We start from the raw sequence: 15,368 nt of genomic DNA, 5'->3' as shown, positions 1-15,368 counted from the left end.
TCCTGGCTCAAGACACAAGGGGGCTTGCCCCCGATATCGGTGGGTCAGTTCAACGATCGTCCCCACGCTCCCGCGTGGGAACGCAGCCTGTGACGCTCCGCGTCACCAATGCGCAGTCGCTCAAAGGTACGCCGGTTGGCGGGACGCGGAGCGTCCCAGGAGGCATTCCCACGCAGAGCGTGGGGACGATCAGTACAGTCAGATCTGCATTTCAATGCAACGAATCGCTTCGCTCGTCGCTCCTATGCTTACGAGTAACCTCTCACGACCACAGGTATCAGGCTTATGACGGCGGCGGACAACGATCATGTGAATTGGCTGGTGCAGCGCTCCATGCTGCACGCGGCGCGCCAGCGGGCCAAGCTCTATTCGGGGCAGGGACGGATGTGGCAACAGCCCTTTGCGCAAACCAGGCCGCGTGATGCGTCAGCCTTGTCCTCGGTTTGGTTCACCGCCTATCCGGCATCAATCGTCACCCGCGAAGACGGCACCGTGCTCGAAGCGCTGGGGGACGAAGCCTTGTGGCATGCGTTGTCGAAGATCGGCATCCAGGGTATTCACAATGGGCCGTTGAAGAAGTCCGGCGGTCTGTCCGGCACTGACTACACGCCGACCATCGACGGCAACTTCGACCGCATCAGCTTCGACATCGACCCGCTACTGGGTACCGAGGCGCAGCTGCAGGCGCTGACGCGCATGGCCGCCGCGCATAATGCGGTGGTCATCGACGACGTGATCCCATCGCACACCGGCAAGGGCGCGGATTTTCGTCTGGCGGAAATGGCCTATGAAGACTACCCCGGCCTGTACCACATGGTCGAAATCCGCGATGAAGACTGGGCGTTGCTGCCAGAGGTCGCCGAGGGCCGCGACGCGCAGAACCTCAGCCCGCAGCAGGTGGATGCGCTGCGCGACAAGCACTACATCGTCGGCCAGTTGCAGCGGGTGATTTTCTTCGAGCCCGGCGTGAAGGAAACCGATTGGAGCGCCACGCCGGTCGTCGTAGGCGTGGATGGCAAGCCGCGTCGCTGGGTTTACCTGCATTACTTCAAGGAAGGCCAGCCGTCGCTGAACTGGCTCGATCCGTCATTTGCCGCCCAGCAGATGATCATCGGTGATGCGCTGCATGCCATTGATGTGATGGGCGCGAAGATCCTGCGCCTGGACGCCAACGGCTTCCTCGGCGTAGAGCGCAAGCTCGACGGCAGCGCCTGGTCGGAAAGCCATCCGCTGTCGATCACCGGCAACCAGTTACTGGGCGGGGCGATTCGCAAGGCGGGCGGTTTCAGTTTCCAGGAACTCAACCTCACCGTGGACGACATCGCCTCCATGTCCCACGGCGGCGCCGACCTGTCCTATGACTTCATCACCCGTCCCGCCTACCAGCACGCGTTATTGATGGGCGACGCTGAATTCCTGCGCCTGATGCTGCGCCAGATGCACAGCCTGGGCATCGACCCTGGCTCGCTGATCCATGCCCTGCAAAACCACGACGAACTGACCCTGGAGCTGGTGCACTTCTGGACGCTGCATGCCCATGACAGCTTCCTGTTCCAGGGCCAGACCTTCCCCGGCAACATCCTGCGCGAGCACATCCGCGAGCAGATGTACGAACGCCTGACCGGTGAACACGCGCCGTACAACCTGAAATTCGTCACCAACGGCGTATCGTGCACCACCGCCAGCATCATCACCGCAGCCCTGGGCATTCGCGACCTGGACGCGATCACTGCGGCCGATATCCAGCAGATTCGCCAGATCCACTTGCTGCTGGTGATGTACAACGCCATGCAGCCTGGGGTGTTTGCGCTGTCCGGCTGGGACCTGGTGGGCGCGCTGCCATTGGCGGCCGACGAGGTCGCGCACCTGATGGCCGATGGCGACACCCGCTGGGTCCATCGTGGCGCCTACGACCTGGTGGACCTCAACCCCGACGCGGAGCTGTCGGCCGGGCAGATGCCGCGTTCCAGAAGCCTGTACGGCAGCTTGAACAGCCAATTGCAGGACCCGGACTCATTCGCTTCGCAACTGCAGAAAATCCTCGGCGTGCGCCGCGCCTACGACATCGCCGCCAGTCGTCAGATCCTGATCCCGGACGTCGAGCATCCAGGGCTGCTGGTCATGGTGCATGAGTTGCCGGCCGGCAAGGGCACGCAGATCACCGCGCTGAACTTCGGCGCCACGCCGATCACCGAATCCCTGAACCTGCCCAACATTGCACCGGGGCCGGTGGTGGATATCATCAATGAGCGCGTGGAAGGGGATCTGACGGAGGAGGGGACGTTTACGATTACCCTGGATGCCTACGAGGGGCTGGCGTTGCGGGTGGTGAGCAGTACGCCGATGTAAGGCTGGCAAGCCGGGATGAACGGCGTTCTGCGTCGTTCATCCCGGTGCGTTGCAATCAACGCCGTGTCAGGTCATCAGTGGCGCTTGTTCTTGTGTTTATGCTTGTTGCCTTTGTGTTTGCCGTCGGAACGGTGGCCGCTTTCGTCGTCCGCCAGGTTGTTACCCAGCGCGCCGCCGGCTGCACCACCCAGGCCTGCGCCGATGGTTGAACCGGTGCTGCCACCCAAGTGATTACCGATGACTGAACCACCCGCAGCGCCGACCCCGCCACCCAGCGCCGCTTCGGTTCGATTGCCTTTCTGCGCACCCACCGCACCGCCGGCCGCGCCACCTACACCCGCGCCGATGGCCGCACCGGTCGAGCCACCGAGCTGCTGGCCGACCACATTGCCCAACACACCACCCACACCGCCACCCAGCGCGGAGGTGCCATCGCCGGCGGCCAGCGCCGACTGAGAAATCAGGACGCCCAATGCCAGGGCCGGGAGTGTCATTTTCATTTTGTGTACCTCTAGGGGCTGCGCACAGGCGTTTAAGGGGGTTAACGCACGCCTGGCACTGGATTAGAGCACACCCCAGGTATTTCGGTTCTCGCGGCAGCGTTTTGAGGGCGATAAATTTTTTTTTGCAGGTCTCTTGAAATCCTTTTGCACGTCCCTAGATTTTTGATCACGCGATGCCGCATACGGGTCGCGGACTAAATCACTTGGAGAAACTCAGGAGATTTTAAAATGGCTACTACCCTTTCGTTGGCCCCACTGTTCCGTCAATCGGTGGGCTTTGACCGCTTCAATGACCTGTTCGAGTCGGCGCTGCGCAGCGAGGCTCCGAACTCCTATCCACCTCACAACGTGGAAAAGCACGGTGACGACGCGTACCGCATTGTCATCGCCGTGGCTGGCCTGACCGAGGAGGATCTGGATATCCAGGTCGAACGAGGCGTGCTGACGGTTTCCGGCGGAAAACGCGAAACCGACGAGAAGGTCGCTTACCTGCACCAGGGCATTGCCCAGCGTGCTTTCCGGCTGTCGTTCCGCCTGGCGGACCACATCGAAGTACGCGGCGCATCGCTGACCAACGGGTTGCTGAGCATCGACCTGCTGCGTGAGGTGCCTGAAGAGGCCAAACCCAAACGCATCACGATTGGTGGCGAGGCCAAGCCTGAGCTGCGTCAGGTAAGTTTACAGTGAGGTAATCGGCGGTAAGAAGGCGCTCTGCGGAGCGCCTTTTTTGTATGGCAGCGAGTATTTTGGTTTCAGGAGCTTCTTACACTCACTTACCACCGAGACTTTTCCAAGCCCATAGTTGCGCAGTGGTAACCTGAATCGACTGCTTGCCTCCTGCGAATACCGCGCGGTATTTTTTGATGTGCAGTGGTTGGCGATGTTCAGGCTGACATTCGATTTGACCGTACAGCGCACGACCCTCCAAGAGGATCAGTTGAATGGCATTTACCACCCTGATACTGGATGCCCCCGGCCCGCCGTTGCTGTTTGAGGAAGTCGATCACTTTCTTGAACTGGGCCTGGACGTGACCCTCAACCTGCATTATTTCGCGGACAAGGACCGCATCCGGCAGCACTACTCCACGCGCATTCAATATGCCGAGATCAACTGCCATGACGAGCCTGCCTTCATTGCCGCTGTAACGCGGGCAGGGGGTTACAGCGTGTTCAAGACGCGCCTGAACATCCCCCTTGGCGCCAGCCTGATCCGCGCCGCCACCTCTCCCGCGTTGACCACGCCGCTGCGTGCCATCGCTCAGGCCGGCGCAGGGGTTAATCATATCGATCGGCATGAGTGCGAGCAGCATGGCGTGGCGATACTCAACACGCCGGGCTCCAACGCGGCCGCCGTTGCCGAATACGTCGTGGCCCAGGCGCTGTTTCTGTCTCGCGACCTGGATTACTACAACGCCGAAACGCACAGGGGGCATTGGGCAAAAGGCACCTTGGCACCCACCCCCGAATACGCCGAACTGACGCTTGGGCTGGTGGGCACTGGCAGCATTGCCCGACAGGTAGCGCGCAAGGCTGCGGCGTTGGGCATCAAGGTGATCGCCACCGGATCCGAACGTTTTACCGAAGCAGTGGCGCGCAGCCTTGAGCTTGAACGACGGGCAAGCCTTGAGCAGCTACTGGCCGAGGCGGACATCGTTTCGATTCACGTACCGCTCACCGCGTTGACCCGAGGCTTGTTCGGCACTGACGAGTTCCGGCAGATGCGCCAAGGTTCAATCCTCATCAATACCGCTCGCGGCGGGATCGTCGACGAGCACCAGCTGGCAGCCTTCATGAGCCGGTTTCCCAGACATATCAAAGCGGTCGCCATCGATACCTTTGCCCTGGAAAAAGACCGCTTCGACTCGCCGTTGACCGCTATACCCAACGCGCAACTGACGCCGCACATCGCCGGCAATACCACCACGGCAATAAGGACGGCGTCACGCCAGATCGTCGACAAGATCCACGCACTCAGTGCCGCCGCAATCGCGGGTTAACCTGCAGGACACAAGGAAAACCACATTACGCAAACCGCTATGGCTACCGCGCTTTGCAGATTTCGCGCCGATACATGGCAAACAACAGAAGCCGCAACAGATGCGGCTTCAGTTGGTGCTGCCGGGGGCGCCACCGACCTTCAATTGCCGAGCTTTTTACGCACGTCGTCGACCATTGGGCCAACCGCCTTCACCGCATCTTTAAGCTGTTGTTCAGTTACGCCGAATTCCTTCGTCCAATGCTTCACTTCCCAAGCTTCTGAAGTGTTCACTCGAGCACGGTCTTGAGGGCCACGGTTGTTCAGATCGTCAGACATATTCAGCTCCATGCGGGTTGGCCTGGAAATGTCCAGGCTTCTCCTGATAGAGCCTTGGGATGGGGCGTAGTTCGGTTGATTTTTGGTAAGGGTCATTCGATCAGCAGGACGCTGGAGGATGGTAATTGCGCAGCAGAAAAGATAAGGGCCTGCCCAGGTTTCCCCGGCAAGCCCTTCATATCTGTGGTGCCCGAACCCGGAATCGAACCGGGACGCCCTTACGAGCGGGGGATTTTAAGTCCACGCACAAAGACGTAAAAAACAGTAGGTTAGCGATATTTACGTTCCGCAATTGTAGGTGGATGCGTCGCTTGTAGCCCTTTGCTTTCAAGGGCTCATATTTTATTGCGGAACGGATTTTCACTTAGTGGGAAGCACCTTTAGGCCTTTGCGGCGCCGGATATACTGCTCTGTCATGCCGACAGTTGTGTGCCCCAATTGATCTCTCGCGTCGCGAATACTGCCTGTCGACTCCTCCTTGTCTGTTGCTGCTTTTGCGCGCAGGTCGCGCATCTGAAATGCAGACTTTTCAATTCCGGCCTTCATCCTGGCCGCGTCAAATCTTCCCCTGAGCATGCTCGCTGTCATCGCCTGGCCGTTATCCATTACGACGAGTCTGGTTGATCGAATCTTGTGCCCCTTTTTTCTTTCCAGAATGCGGTCAATAACTACCTTGAGCTCTCCTACAACCTCAATTCGGCGTTTGGCGCTCGTTTTCCCCTGTTTGATTAACAACTGGTTATCCAGCAAGTCACGTTCGTCCATCTTCAGCGTGTCGCCTATGCGCTGAGCTGTGAGATAGAACAGATCTAACGCGTCCTTGAGTGGCTGATCAGCGTGCAGGTAAACCGCCGCAAACATTTCGTCTTCTACATAGGTGTCCCGGCCCGTCTCCTTGTTTCCTTTGATGCCGGCGCACGGATTGGCCAGCGACGTATAGCCGCTCTGACGCGCGAAATTCCAGATAGCGCTGAGCAGGGCCTTTTCTCTGTTGGCACGCACCTTCGCAGTCTTCGACCGATAACGCAGGTATTGAACGACGTGCTTCGGCTCGATCGCCTCAAGCGGGCCGGGCGGATCATTGAAGAAAATCAACAGTTGTTTTAGCTCGCGGATGTTGTCTTTTTGTGTGTTCAGCGACTTCGTAGGCACCACCTCGTCCATATACTTGTTTGCGACGCACTCGAAGGTGAGCACCTGTGCGACGATTGCATTGGCTGCCCGGCTCTTTTCAAGTCGAGCATATTCAACGATTGCGGCTCCGTAGTCGGAACCAAGTGCGATTTCCTTCCTAGGTTTATCGCCAGCGTCGTAGTAGTAATAAACCCTTCCCCCTGGCCGTAGGCGCTTTCTCAGCCGAGGGATGCTGCCAGGGTTAGTTGGTCGTCTTGCCATCTACTGAATTCCCATCCTTGGTTGCCATTCAGCCTTTTCGGGCTGCCGATCTTTTTTCCCGGCCAGCAGTGAAGCAGAGATCACGCAGGGCCAGCCGTTGCGCTTTATAGTGTGGCGGATGCCATTGCGGGACAGGACCATGATTTGGCCAGCTTTCGTCTTGGCGCCGGTCAATTCGCAAACATCCTCATGCGACAGGAATTGAATTCCATCCATAACTACCTCCCGCCGGCCGTGGGCCGCGCTGTCTTGATGATGTGAACGGCCAGGCCGAAGGTGATCAGCAGCCAGGCGCAGGTACCGGCGAAGGCGTAGATCAGTGCCTCGGTGGTGCCGGTTTCCAACAGGTCCAGCGCGATCCAGGTGAACCAGCAGCCGCTGGCGACCGGGTACAGCAAAGCGCCCAGCAGTATCGAGGTGAGTTTCATAGCGAACATGGGGTGTCCTTGCCGCGCTGGGCGGCAGAAGGTGGCCCGCCGTTGACCGGCAGGCATTTAGGGGGATTGGGTTAGGCTGTTGCGGAGTGGAAGCCGCGAATGATCAAGTTTTCGTCAACCTCCTTCACGACTTTGTACTGAAGGGTCAACGACCACTGGGTGGCCAGGTTGAAATAGTCCCAGTACCTCACAACCCACCCGACCATCTCCTTGTGTCGTGGGCCAGCTGTTGTTCCGTAAATTCCACAGGCGCCCAGGTAGGCTACGAACTCATCAATGTTTGTGTACGGGAGAACGTCGCGGTCTTCGATATCAAGCATTCGCTCAAACAGTTCTGCCATCGCGATCAGGTTTTCCCGGAAGTATTGGCAGGTGATGAAGTGCTTCTTGTAGAGAGCCCAAACCTTTAACGTGACGCCGCCGGCCTGGAAAGCGGGATAGGCTTCATCGTCTGGTTTCAGGTTGCCTGGGTCAAAAGCAATCTTGATGATCATGGCCTTGACCCCTTGTAGATGAAGACGTAGGCGAACCAGAGGGTGGCGATCATGGCGTCACCCGTGCAGCCGCGACTTCATCAAGGAGAGATTGCGGCAGAGAAGCGGCGACCTTGCCCTCAGTCCACGAAAGGGGCTCGGACTGGCGAATCATTTCGTTCAGCAGTTCGAACGCTGCGACAAGTTGCTGATCACGGATCTCACCGTCTTCAGGTAGATCATCGCTGAAGACGTCCGAAGGATCGATTTCGCGAGGCATTTTCGGCTCACAGATGCAAAGCTGCAGGTCTGCCAGGTCGATATCGCTGTCGATGAGGAAGTCACGTAGGCTGTCTTCGTCAAAGAAGTACTGGTCGCTATCGAATATTACCAGCGGTTCGCCGGACCACTCCTTGACGGGCATCGCTGCGAACTTCGCCTGTCGGCTCTCCTGGTAACAAGGCTGGCAGTAGCTCCGAATCTCGTGGATCGGATGATCTGGATTCTTCTCGCACTGGCGATGGGTGGCGCCACACCAGCGCGCCATATGCTCATCTTTGCCCCAGAAGCGGCCATCAGCGCCTACCCAGCCTGTGACGGTTTGGATGCTGGCAGCTTGTGGGGATTCGTACATCACGACTTTTTCTTCAGGCATGACTTCGTCCTTGCCGCTATAGCGGCTGACTTTGAAGGGGGAGGGGGGAAGTGGAGATGTTATGCTTGAGCGCATCTCAATGGGGGCGCTCATGGAATTTCAGCTCAAAGACTTTATAACGATTGGTGTTTCTGTAGTCGCACTGCTCATTGCAGCGGCGAGTTTTTACTTTGCTAATGTTCATAAGCCAGCGGATTTAACGCTAACTATGTTAGAGCGCTCGCAAAGTGGTGAGGTGGTGTCGGTGAAAACTGATGAGCGTAATATTTATATTCAGCATCGTCAGGTCGTTAGCAGAGCTAAAACGAATTTGAGCTACAGTGTTAGTAATACTGGAAAGCAAGCTCTTTGTGTTAAAAGTGTAGATATTCTTCGTGGTCCAAGCTGTCATGGGAATCTGAGAGACCCTAGACCTTTTACCGTTGTGTCAGGTGGTCAAGTAACTAGTTTTGTAATTGAGCCGGGCGACATTAAGATACTCGAAGTTAGTTACGATATTGACAATAATAAGTCGGAGGGCACTAATGATAAATATCTTTTGTTTAGCTTGGAAGTAGTGTCTGCGTTCGGCTCTCGATATCAAGTTTGCCACGATATTACTAGTGTTATGGCTGTGACCTCACTGCATGATCCGTTGTGGGATGGTGTTTCGCTCGGCAGCCCAGTCCGTTCTGATGGGTATGTTTAAAAACATTTGAGGCAAGTCAGGTGGTCGATGTCCGCTGTTCCTGGCGGAGGGCTGACTGGACTGCCTCGACCACTCGGCGAAGGTAGGTGAACTTGTGGTTTTCTTCGACAGCCTTACCGTCGAGCGGGTAATGCCACTCATCCCCGAACAGCTCAGTCAGCAGCTCGCTCTGATGCCAGCACTCGTTCGGGCTCTCGATGCTGCGTAATGAGTCGATGTCGTGCCAAAGATCGCGGGCTTCATCTTTGCTCAACTCGCCAAGCTCCCACTCGTGTCGCCCGGTCTGTTGCCGGCGGCGCTGGACGATGCACTTCTTGGCCAGGGTGTGAAGCGCATCTCCGCTGAATACAGTTGGGCTGATCCCACGATCCAGGCAGTTCAGGACATAGTCCCAGCCGCAGTCGGCGACGAACTCGGCGACAGTGCGCGGGCCCATCCCACCCCAGTAGGCGTTCCAACTGTTGTCCCAGCAGTTGATGGTGATCTTGCCCTGGGCGGTCTGGTAGTTCGGGTTCGAGTAAATCGGGGAGTCGCGCCGGCCGAAGTCCTCGAGGAACACGGTTATTGCATCGAGCCGCGGTGCGCCGGTGATCACCAGCTTCGTTACTGTTGAGCGCTCGACCTTCAGCGGCTCGGCCGTTTTGTTTTCTGTGGGCATAGGGATACCTCCAGGCTATAGTTCGCCGAGAAATCTAAGGAGTTGATTTGGTGAAAGTGTCTGATGGAATTCTTGTTGCTGTGATCAGCCTTGCTTCTGCCTCTGCAGCATCTTGGCTGACTGGTAAAGCAGCTGTGGATGCAGCGCGGGCTCAGGCCGACGCATCGCTATCTGCTACGCAGGCGCAACTGAGAAATTCAGCAGCGCTGAAACTTTTTGAGCTTCGATCCAAACCGCTTGCTGAAATCTATACAGCTCAAAGCAAGCTTAAGACCGCTGCCTACGGTAAGGAGATGAGTACCGCTGCGCAGCAGTTGGCCGTGGCCGCTGCATCAGCTGCTGCTCGGCTTGATGGCAAAGCAGCTATCCTCAGCTTACAAATATCGGAACGTGCCGCGGCACTATCTAATTTGCCAGAGTCTATGTTCCCAGAGATCGTGAAAACCAGTGGAGATTTGGCGGTCGACATCACCAACTTGACATTTGAGTATCAGCAATCTCAAAAAAACTCGCTGAAAGTAATCCTCGGCGAAAAGGCGGATATCGAGATGCTTGAAAAATGACACTTTCAAAAAGCAACGTGGATCCTCGCCGGCTGGCGTGATTCGTTGATATGGGGTATTACGGGTGACCGGCATGGAGCCGGTTTGGAGAATTTATGCGTAACTCTTTGTTTTGGCCTGGGCTCGCTATAAGCGCAGCTTATTTAATTGCTATGCATTTAATAATAGGTGATCGTTATTCAAAGTTCGGTACGATGGGCTTGAATGAGCTTGGTGACTTTTTAGCTGGTGGGTTTAGTCCATTGGCATTTTTTTGGTTGGTTCTCGGATTCTTGCAACAGGGGCGTGAGTTAAGTATTAGTTCGGCTGCGCTTAAATCCCAAGCCGAAGAGCTGAAACACTCAGTGGATCAGCATAAGGATATGGTTGAGTTAGCACGTACCCAGCTAGATTTGGAGCAAGTTAATATAAGGTCGCGCGAGCTTCAGCGCTCTAGATCGATAAGCCCATTTTTTGATGCGGAGTTCACTGCGCATCAGCTTGATAACACATTCATGATAGTCCTGAGTATTACTAACAAAGGGGCGAGAGTGACCAAGGTGCGATTAGATTTTACTGGGCAGCTCGCTCACTTGAAAAATGTTAGGGCCGTATGGGAAGAATTATTTACTTGTAACTTTAATATCTCTTGTCAAGCTGGCGAGCCTCAATACTCAGAATCCCTTTGTATAAACTATTTTGATATTGACCAAGGCGAAGGCGAGGCGATATTTGATATTTCAATTACGCCTCCTTCGGCCAAGAACGTTTCTAACCCTGTGCTAATTGTGAGCCAAAGGCTTTAGTACAGGAGTTGAAATCGCAACATGAAGCATATCAAGTGCGGTAGAGGTACTTTAACGCTCGACTACGGCGGGTTTTCGATCTCGTCTTCAGGCTCTGGCGGTTCGTCGGCGAGCGATTTCAGCCCTGCCGCACGGATTAGGCTCGACACCTTTTCAGTAACTACATAAGGTGTCGTGACACACATCAGCATCTGCGCCGCCGTTTCGAAGTCGGCGGCGATCGCGTTGCGCAGCAGGGTCTGGTACACCTCCTGCTGGTTGTTAAAGCCGTGCTGCTTCATCAGGCGCTTGAGGTCTTTCTTGAAGATACCCGCCACCTCAATCGTAAATTTCTCGACGCCCAATGCAGCGTCCTTCGCTGCTGCCTTCTCGCGCTTGCGGCGCTGCTTCAGTGCTTCCGCCGTCGGCTGCTGTTCTTCCTCGGCCATGGCGTACCTTTTTCTATTTCGTGTGCTGGCCCCTATCTGCCGCCGGCGCTGTCGCGCTGGTTGTTGATGTGCTTCACGTGGGTCACAGCCGGGCCATGCCCAGGCGGTGGAGCTGATTGATTTGAACTGCTGATTCCACGAGGTGCCGAAACAGCAACCACCCAGAGGACATAGCAATGACTGAAGAAAAGAAGAAAAAGCCAGAGCAGGAAACTCCAGCTCACTCCACTGAGGAAGAGCGTGAGCGCTTGAAGGACTTCAACAAAGACGGCATTCCGCCTGGCGCTTGCTGATCAGTTCGCCAGTTGACGCAATAGCCGTCGGCCGATCCAGCGAACCACGGTGACGGCCTTGCTGTTGCCGATCGCCTTGTAGCGGGGGCCGTCCGGGCACAAACCCAAAACCCTTCCGCGCCAAGGGATGCGCGTGTAATCATCGGGGAAGCCTTGGAGGCGTTCGCACTCGCGGGGAGTGAGTCGACGGACAGCACTGGTGGAAGACACAACGTTGGGGCCCAGGGATGAGTCTGTGTTGTCGACTTGCTTACCGTAGTTGCTGGTCAATGTCTGGGCTACGTCGCGGCATTCGACTATCGGCTGCCCCCGACCTGTTCCGTCTTCACTTCCGTCGAAAACTTCGGGCTTCAGCGTGTGCGTGATGTCGCCGGTGATACAGACGGCGACCTGACCGCCTGCATTGGCGTGGCTGCCTGAGTGGCCCATGGCGCGGAGCGTGGGAGCGATAAACCCGGCGTCAGCGCCATGATCCTTGCAGGAGAACGCTAGCACCGCGTTTTCCGCTCCGTTGTTTCGACCCAAGGCAAAGGCAAGACTGTCACTGACACCAGGGTCTTGCGTGCCATGTACCACCAGTAGACCCGATTCAGCATCCTGCTGAGTGGCGCTGCCGGCCGCCTTGCCGCTGGCCTGCAGTGTGCCAGCCACGATGAATGCTTCAGAGTCGGCTCGGTGGCTGCTTTGTGCTTGTGCACGAAGTGCTGGAGCCGTGAGCGGGATGTCGTCGAGCGAGTACCCTCCGGACTTTCGGCCCCCGCCAGCCAGGGTGGGCGCGACGAAGAACGTTTCGCTTTCCACGTCCAGGCGGGTGTCCTTCGCGGTAAGCGTGGCGGATCGCTCAACTGATCCTTCCAGACCATGACCGCCGAACGCCGGAATCCCGCCGAACATTGACACCGCCGGGCCTTCATCGCCTTCGCAGTTCGGGCAGCCGTATTGGCCTAGCGATTCAGCGAAGACGGATCCACATCCGCACTGGAGTGCAGGGCCGAAAGGAGCTGTTCCGGTAACGTCTTGCCCCTCGCCTCGGCGCGGCGCAGTATCCCGGCGCACGCCTTCGCGCTCAAAAAGTACCTCGGTGGGATCGAATCCGTCTCGAGCACTTGCGACAACGAACACACGACGGCGTCGTTGGGCCAGGCCGAAATATTGGGCGTCCAGGACCCTCCACGCGATTGTTCTTTTGGGTCCATACACACAACCAGCGTCCTGCCATTTTTTCCCTGGAGGCTGCAGCTCGCAGTCTTCCCCAGCAAGCGCGCCAAGAAAGCATCCGAAGGCGTTCCCTTTGTCGCTGAGGACGCCGGGGACGTTCTCCCAGACGATGACGCTGGCGGGCTTTCGCTGGCCGGCGCGAACATAGTCAACTGCATCTGCAAGCTCCACGTATTTGATGGTGAGGGCGCCGCGCGGGTCAGTGAGGCCTTCGCGCATACCGGCGACCGAGAAGGCCTGGCATGGGGTGCCGCCGACCAGCACGTCCGGCGCCGGGATCTTGCCGGCCAGCACCAGGGCGGCCAGCTTGATCATGTCGCCGTGGTTCGGCACGTTGGGGTAGTGGTGGGCCAGGACCGCCGAGGGGAACGGCTCAATCTCTGCGAACCAGGCGGCGCGCATGCCCTGCGGGTGCCAGGCCTGGGTGGCGGCTTCGATGCCGCTGCACACGCTTCCGTAAATGATAGGCATACTTAAGCTCCGCTGGTATATTTCGCCGATTATTAATAGTTGGTGATCTGCATGGAACGCTTGAAAAGAACAGTTTTTAGCTTTTGGTTTTTATTGGTTTGCATAGTGTTTGTAAGCGCTTTTTTTGCCTCTTATTATTATTGGGAAACATTCGGTGGCCAACGCTCTTCAAACTCTTCAGATTGGTCAGCATTTGGTAGTTATTTTGGTGGTGTATTCGGCCCGCTAATATCCTTTTGCACTCTTCTCGCTGTTCTTAAAACGGTTTACTTGCAGAGGGAGTTGCTTGATGCGCAAAAGGAAGAGTTTGGCTTTATTAATAATATTCAAGCTAAGACTCTTGCTTCCCAGTCGGAACAGTTAGTCTTGGCAAAGACAGAGTCTCAGCAGTCGGAAATTCAGGCCTATCAGACATCTCAAATTAATTTGGTCGAGATGTTTATGGAGCACCAACGGCGAATAGCTGACAACTTAGAAGTGCATATATCTTCAACTAAAGTCGCTACCATTCCCTATGACCAAAAAAGTGCTGCATTGAAGAATCTTCAACAAAGGAAGATTAAGGCGAATGACGCGGCAAATGCTCTACTAGTTTTGGCGCTTGAAATTTCAGTAACACAGTTTACTGATGTAGTAAAAATCAAGGGGCTTCTTGCTCAAAAACTGCCTAACATTCTGGATTTAGAAATGCCCTCATCCGATGAGTAGGATCTTAGCGGTGCAACGCTTGCCGGCTGGCGTGATTCGTTGATATGGGGTATTACGGGTGACCGGCATGGAGCCGGATCAAGGAGCAGTTATGAGCAAAGAGCGTGAGATCGCATTGGAACAAGCACTGATCGCGGTGATTGGTGCTGCTGAAAGCAAGGGGATCAACACCAAGGATCTTTTGGACCATGCCACTGCGCTTATCCTGGGGCATAGCCCATACCGCCGAGTCGACCACCCCTACGTGGACATGGCATGCAAGGAGATCAGTGACGCGCATGCGACGGCTCTCACGCTCAAGCCGTAATCGATGAGGTTTAGGCGCTGGCGCGCTTGAGCTGCTCGGTCAGTTGCGTTGGAAGGCCGCGCAACGTCAGCGTGCCGCCGGCTTCGTCGAACTCGATCTTGTCGCCCAGCAGGTGCGCCTCGAAGCTGATCGACATGCCCTCGGCCCGTCCGGTGAAACGCCGGAATTTGTTGAGCGTCTTCTTGTCCGGGGGCAGGGTCTCGGAAAGCCTGTAGTCTTTCGCCTTGATGAAGTCGTAGAAGTTCTTTGGCCGGTCTTCGTCGATCAGGCCAGACAGCTCGTCGAGGGTGATGGGCTCGCCCATTTTGGCCTGGGCCATTGAGTAGCTGACCAGGGTGTGCGTCTTCTCCCGGGCTGACTCTTCTGGCAGATCCTCGCTTTCAACAAAGTCACTGAACGCCTTGAGCAGGGTCCTGGTTTCGCCTGGGCCGTCGACACCCTCCTGGCAGCCGATGAAGTCGCGGAAGTAATCGTTCAGCCGCCGGCCCTGCTTGCCCTTCAGGTACGAGATGTACTGCTTCGACTGCTTGTTGTTCTGCCATTCGCTGATGTTGATGCGTGCAGCCAGACGGATATGGTCCAGGTCCAGGCGCTTCACCGTCATCAGTGCGAGCTCTTCGGTCATCGTCACCGCTTCGGTTTCCTGCACCAGGGCGATGACCAAGTAATCGGTCAGGCCTTGCTGGTAGTGGCAGAAGAGGGCGTGCCCGCCGGTGGTGAGGTTCGACTCTTCCATAAGCTTGGTCAGGTGCTCGACGGCCGTGGCGCTGAATGCCAGGAAGTCGGTGACGCCGGCCAAGTACTTGCCCAGCCAGCCGCTGAAGGGGTAGGCGCCTGACTCCTGATGAAAGAAGCCCCAGCCCTTGCCGGTGGTGGCGTTGTAGCTTTCGTTGAGCTGGCTCATCAGGTCGTCGCGGGCTTGGCTCTCGACCTGCTCGGAAGCGCCCAGAAACAGGACAGCCGGGCTGCCGTCGGGCTTCTTGTCGATCTTGTGGATGACGCTATGGCGTACAGGCATTTCGTTTACCTCAGGTAAGCGCCGCCCTCCGGTGTCCGGTGGTGGCAATTTGGTTAGGGTTGGGGTATGACGTGTTACCGGCACGGTGCCGGATTAAGGAGAATC

19 protein-coding genes are annotated in these 15,368 nt (G+C 56.7%); 8 read left to right on the top strand and 11 right to left on the bottom strand.

Annotated elements, in window-relative coordinates; genetic code table 11:
- Nucleotides 1-285: 285 nt before the first annotated feature.
- Nucleotides 286-2,349: a maltose alpha-D-glucosyltransferase gene (gene treS / locus SC318_RS13785; protein ID WP_320427211.1), complete on the top strand. Its 2,064-nt coding sequence runs from the start codon at nucleotides 286-288 to the stop codon at nucleotides 2,347-2,349.
- 74 nt (nucleotides 2,350-2,423) lie between these two features.
- Here treS and SC318_RS13780 read toward each other — a convergent pair whose 3' ends face one another.
- Entirely contained in the window at nucleotides 2,424-2,849 is a 426-nt protein-coding gene (locus SC318_RS13780) for a hypothetical protein (protein WP_320427210.1), read from the bottom strand.
- Between the two features lie 231 nt (nucleotides 2,850-3,080).
- On the opposite strand from SC318_RS13780, the gene SC318_RS13775 reads away from it, so the two are divergent.
- Together SC318_RS13775 and SC318_RS13770 are read left to right on the top strand one after the other, a co-directional pair.
- A complete protein-coding gene (locus SC318_RS13775; protein ID WP_124386804.1) occupies nucleotides 3,081-3,539 on the top strand; it encodes an Hsp20 family protein in 459 nt (152 codons plus the stop codon).
- A gap of 254 nt (nucleotides 3,540-3,793) precedes the next feature.
- Nucleotides 3,794-4,849: an NAD(P)-dependent oxidoreductase gene (locus SC318_RS13770; RefSeq protein WP_320427209.1), complete on the top strand. Its 1,056-nt coding sequence runs from the start codon at nucleotides 3,794-3,796 to the stop codon at nucleotides 4,847-4,849.
- A gap of 140 nt (nucleotides 4,850-4,989) precedes the next feature.
- Here the strand turns inward: SC318_RS13770 and SC318_RS13765 are convergent, their stop codons facing one another.
- The 6 genes from SC318_RS13765 to SC318_RS13740 all read right to left on the bottom strand — a co-directional run bounded on the left by SC318_RS13765 (nucleotide 4,990) and on the right by SC318_RS13740 (nucleotide 8,126).
- Complete coding sequence (locus SC318_RS13765) at nucleotides 4,990-5,166, bottom strand: DUF3606 domain-containing protein (RefSeq protein WP_320427208.1); 177 nt, start codon at nucleotides 5,164-5,166, stop codon at nucleotides 4,990-4,992.
- A gap of 360 nt (nucleotides 5,167-5,526) precedes the next feature.
- Entirely contained in the window at nucleotides 5,527-6,561 is a 1,035-nt protein-coding gene (locus SC318_RS13760) for a tyrosine-type recombinase/integrase (RefSeq protein ID WP_320427207.1), read from the bottom strand.
- Nucleotides 6,562-6,777: a DUF4224 domain-containing protein gene (locus SC318_RS13755; RefSeq protein WP_124386796.1), complete on the bottom strand. Its 216-nt coding sequence runs from the start codon at nucleotides 6,775-6,777 to the stop codon at nucleotides 6,562-6,564.
- Between the two features lie 2 nt (nucleotides 6,778-6,779).
- Complete coding sequence (locus SC318_RS13750) at nucleotides 6,780-6,998, bottom strand: hypothetical protein (protein WP_320427206.1); 219 nt, start codon at nucleotides 6,996-6,998, stop codon at nucleotides 6,780-6,782.
- A 71-nt stretch (nucleotides 6,999-7,069) separates the two neighbouring features.
- Entirely contained in the window at nucleotides 7,070-7,492 is a 423-nt protein-coding gene (locus SC318_RS13745; protein ID WP_320427205.1) for a hypothetical protein, read from the bottom strand.
- Between the two features lie 49 nt (nucleotides 7,493-7,541).
- Nucleotides 7,542-8,126 (bottom strand): hypothetical protein, encoded by a 585-nt coding sequence (locus SC318_RS13740; protein ID WP_320427204.1) that lies wholly within the window; start codon nucleotides 8,124-8,126, stop codon nucleotides 7,542-7,544.
- 61 nt (nucleotides 8,127-8,187) lie between these two features.
- Between SC318_RS13740 and SC318_RS13735 the strand changes: the two genes are divergently transcribed.
- On the top strand, nucleotides 8,188-8,814 hold the full coding sequence (locus SC318_RS13735) for a hypothetical protein (RefSeq protein WP_320427203.1): 627 nt from the start codon (nucleotides 8,188-8,190) through the stop codon (nucleotides 8,812-8,814).
- Nucleotides 8,815-8,830: 16 nt separating this feature from the next.
- On the opposite strand, the gene SC318_RS13730 is transcribed toward SC318_RS13735, so the two are convergent.
- Nucleotides 8,831-9,472 (bottom strand): phiTE_072 family protein, encoded by a 642-nt coding sequence (locus SC318_RS13730; RefSeq protein WP_320427202.1) that lies wholly within the window; start codon nucleotides 9,470-9,472, stop codon nucleotides 8,831-8,833.
- Nucleotides 9,473-9,522: 50 nt separating this feature from the next.
- Between SC318_RS13730 and SC318_RS13725 the strand changes: the two genes are divergently transcribed.
- Together SC318_RS13725 and SC318_RS13720 are read left to right on the top strand one after the other, a co-directional pair.
- Nucleotides 9,523-10,035 carry a hypothetical protein gene (locus tag SC318_RS13725; protein WP_320427201.1) on the top strand — a complete coding sequence of 171 codons (513 nt, stop codon included), beginning with the start codon at nucleotides 9,523-9,525 and terminating at the stop codon, nucleotides 10,033-10,035.
- 95 nt (nucleotides 10,036-10,130) lie between these two features.
- The gene (locus SC318_RS13720; protein WP_320427200.1) at nucleotides 10,131-10,820 is read left to right on the top strand and encodes a hypothetical protein; all 690 of its coding nucleotides are present in this window, start codon (nucleotides 10,131-10,133) and stop codon (nucleotides 10,818-10,820) included.
- Nucleotides 10,821-10,882: 62 nt separating this feature from the next.
- Here SC318_RS13720 and SC318_RS13715 read toward each other — a convergent pair whose 3' ends face one another.
- Both SC318_RS13715 and SC318_RS13710 read right to left on the bottom strand, forming a co-directional pair.
- A complete protein-coding gene (locus SC318_RS13715; protein ID WP_320427199.1) occupies nucleotides 10,883-11,248 on the bottom strand; it encodes a hypothetical protein in 366 nt (121 codons plus the stop codon).
- Between the two features lie 293 nt (nucleotides 11,249-11,541).
- Nucleotides 11,542-13,230 (bottom strand): DNA cytosine methyltransferase, encoded by a 1,689-nt coding sequence (locus SC318_RS13710; RefSeq protein WP_320427198.1) that lies wholly within the window; start codon nucleotides 13,228-13,230, stop codon nucleotides 11,542-11,544.
- A gap of 51 nt (nucleotides 13,231-13,281) precedes the next feature.
- Here SC318_RS13710 and SC318_RS13705 point away from each other — a divergent pair, with 51 nt between their 5' ends.
- Together SC318_RS13705 and SC318_RS13700 are read left to right on the top strand one after the other, a co-directional pair.
- Entirely contained in the window at nucleotides 13,282-13,938 is a 657-nt protein-coding gene (locus tag SC318_RS13705; protein WP_320427197.1) for a hypothetical protein, read from the top strand.
- A 91-nt stretch (nucleotides 13,939-14,029) separates the two neighbouring features.
- Entirely contained in the window at nucleotides 14,030-14,245 is a 216-nt protein-coding gene (locus SC318_RS13700) for a hypothetical protein (protein WP_098466819.1), read from the top strand.
- A 10-nt stretch (nucleotides 14,246-14,255) separates the two neighbouring features.
- On the opposite strand, the gene yejK is transcribed toward SC318_RS13700, so the two are convergent.
- Nucleotides 14,256-15,263: a nucleoid-associated protein YejK gene (gene yejK, locus SC318_RS13695; RefSeq protein ID WP_320427196.1), complete on the bottom strand. Its 1,008-nt coding sequence runs from the start codon at nucleotides 15,261-15,263 to the stop codon at nucleotides 14,256-14,258.
- Between the last annotated feature and the right edge of the window lie 105 nt (nucleotides 15,264-15,368).

The organism is Pseudomonas sp. MUP55 (assembly GCF_034043515.1).
Classification (GTDB): Bacteria; Pseudomonadota; Gammaproteobacteria; order Pseudomonadales; family Pseudomonadaceae; genus Aquipseudomonas.
The sequence above is the reverse complement of the archived record's forward strand: the minus strand, read 5'-3'. Positions and strand labels throughout refer to the sequence as shown.

Coding starts and splice junctions, on each gene's coding strand:
- treS (WP_320427211.1), top strand. CDS start 286: ATGACGGCGGCGGACAACGATCATGTGAATTGGCTGGTGCAGCGCTCC.
- SC318_RS13780 (WP_320427210.1), bottom strand. CDS start 2,849: ATGAAAATGACACTCCCGGCCCTGGCATTGGGCGTCCTGATTTCTCAG.
- SC318_RS13775 (WP_124386804.1), top strand. CDS start 3,081: ATGGCTACTACCCTTTCGTTGGCCCCACTGTTCCGTCAATCGGTGGGC.
- SC318_RS13770 (WP_320427209.1), top strand. CDS start 3,794: ATGGCATTTACCACCCTGATACTGGATGCCCCCGGCCCGCCGTTGCTG.
- SC318_RS13765 (WP_320427208.1), bottom strand. CDS start 5,166: ATGTCTGACGATCTGAACAACCGTGGCCCTCAAGACCGTGCTCGAGTG.
- SC318_RS13760 (WP_320427207.1), bottom strand. CDS start 6,561: ATGGCAAGACGACCAACTAACCCTGGCAGCATCCCTCGGCTGAGAAAG.
- SC318_RS13755 (WP_124386796.1), bottom strand. CDS start 6,777: ATGGATGGAATTCAATTCCTGTCGCATGAGGATGTTTGCGAATTGACC.
- SC318_RS13750 (WP_320427206.1), bottom strand. CDS start 6,998: ATGTTCGCTATGAAACTCACCTCGATACTGCTGGGCGCTTTGCTGTAC.
- SC318_RS13745 (WP_320427205.1), bottom strand. CDS start 7,492: ATGATCATCAAGATTGCTTTTGACCCAGGCAACCTGAAACCAGACGAT.
- SC318_RS13740 (WP_320427204.1), bottom strand. CDS start 8,126: ATGCCTGAAGAAAAAGTCGTGATGTACGAATCCCCACAAGCTGCCAGC.
- SC318_RS13735 (WP_320427203.1), top strand. CDS start 8,188: ATGCTTGAGCGCATCTCAATGGGGGCGCTCATGGAATTTCAGCTCAAA.
- SC318_RS13730 (WP_320427202.1), bottom strand. CDS start 9,472: ATGCCCACAGAAAACAAAACGGCCGAGCCGCTGAAGGTCGAGCGCTCA.
- SC318_RS13720 (WP_320427200.1), top strand. CDS start 10,131: ATGCGTAACTCTTTGTTTTGGCCTGGGCTCGCTATAAGCGCAGCTTAT.
- SC318_RS13715 (WP_320427199.1), bottom strand. CDS start 11,248: ATGGCCGAGGAAGAACAGCAGCCGACGGCGGAAGCACTGAAGCAGCGC.
- SC318_RS13710 (WP_320427198.1), bottom strand. CDS start 13,230: ATGCCTATCATTTACGGAAGCGTGTGCAGCGGCATCGAAGCCGCCACC.
- SC318_RS13705 (WP_320427197.1), top strand. CDS start 13,282: ATGGAACGCTTGAAAAGAACAGTTTTTAGCTTTTGGTTTTTATTGGTT.
- SC318_RS13700 (WP_098466819.1), top strand. CDS start 14,030: ATGAGCAAAGAGCGTGAGATCGCATTGGAACAAGCACTGATCGCGGTG.
- yejK (WP_320427196.1), bottom strand. CDS start 15,263: ATGCCTGTACGCCATAGCGTCATCCACAAGATCGACAAGAAGCCCGAC.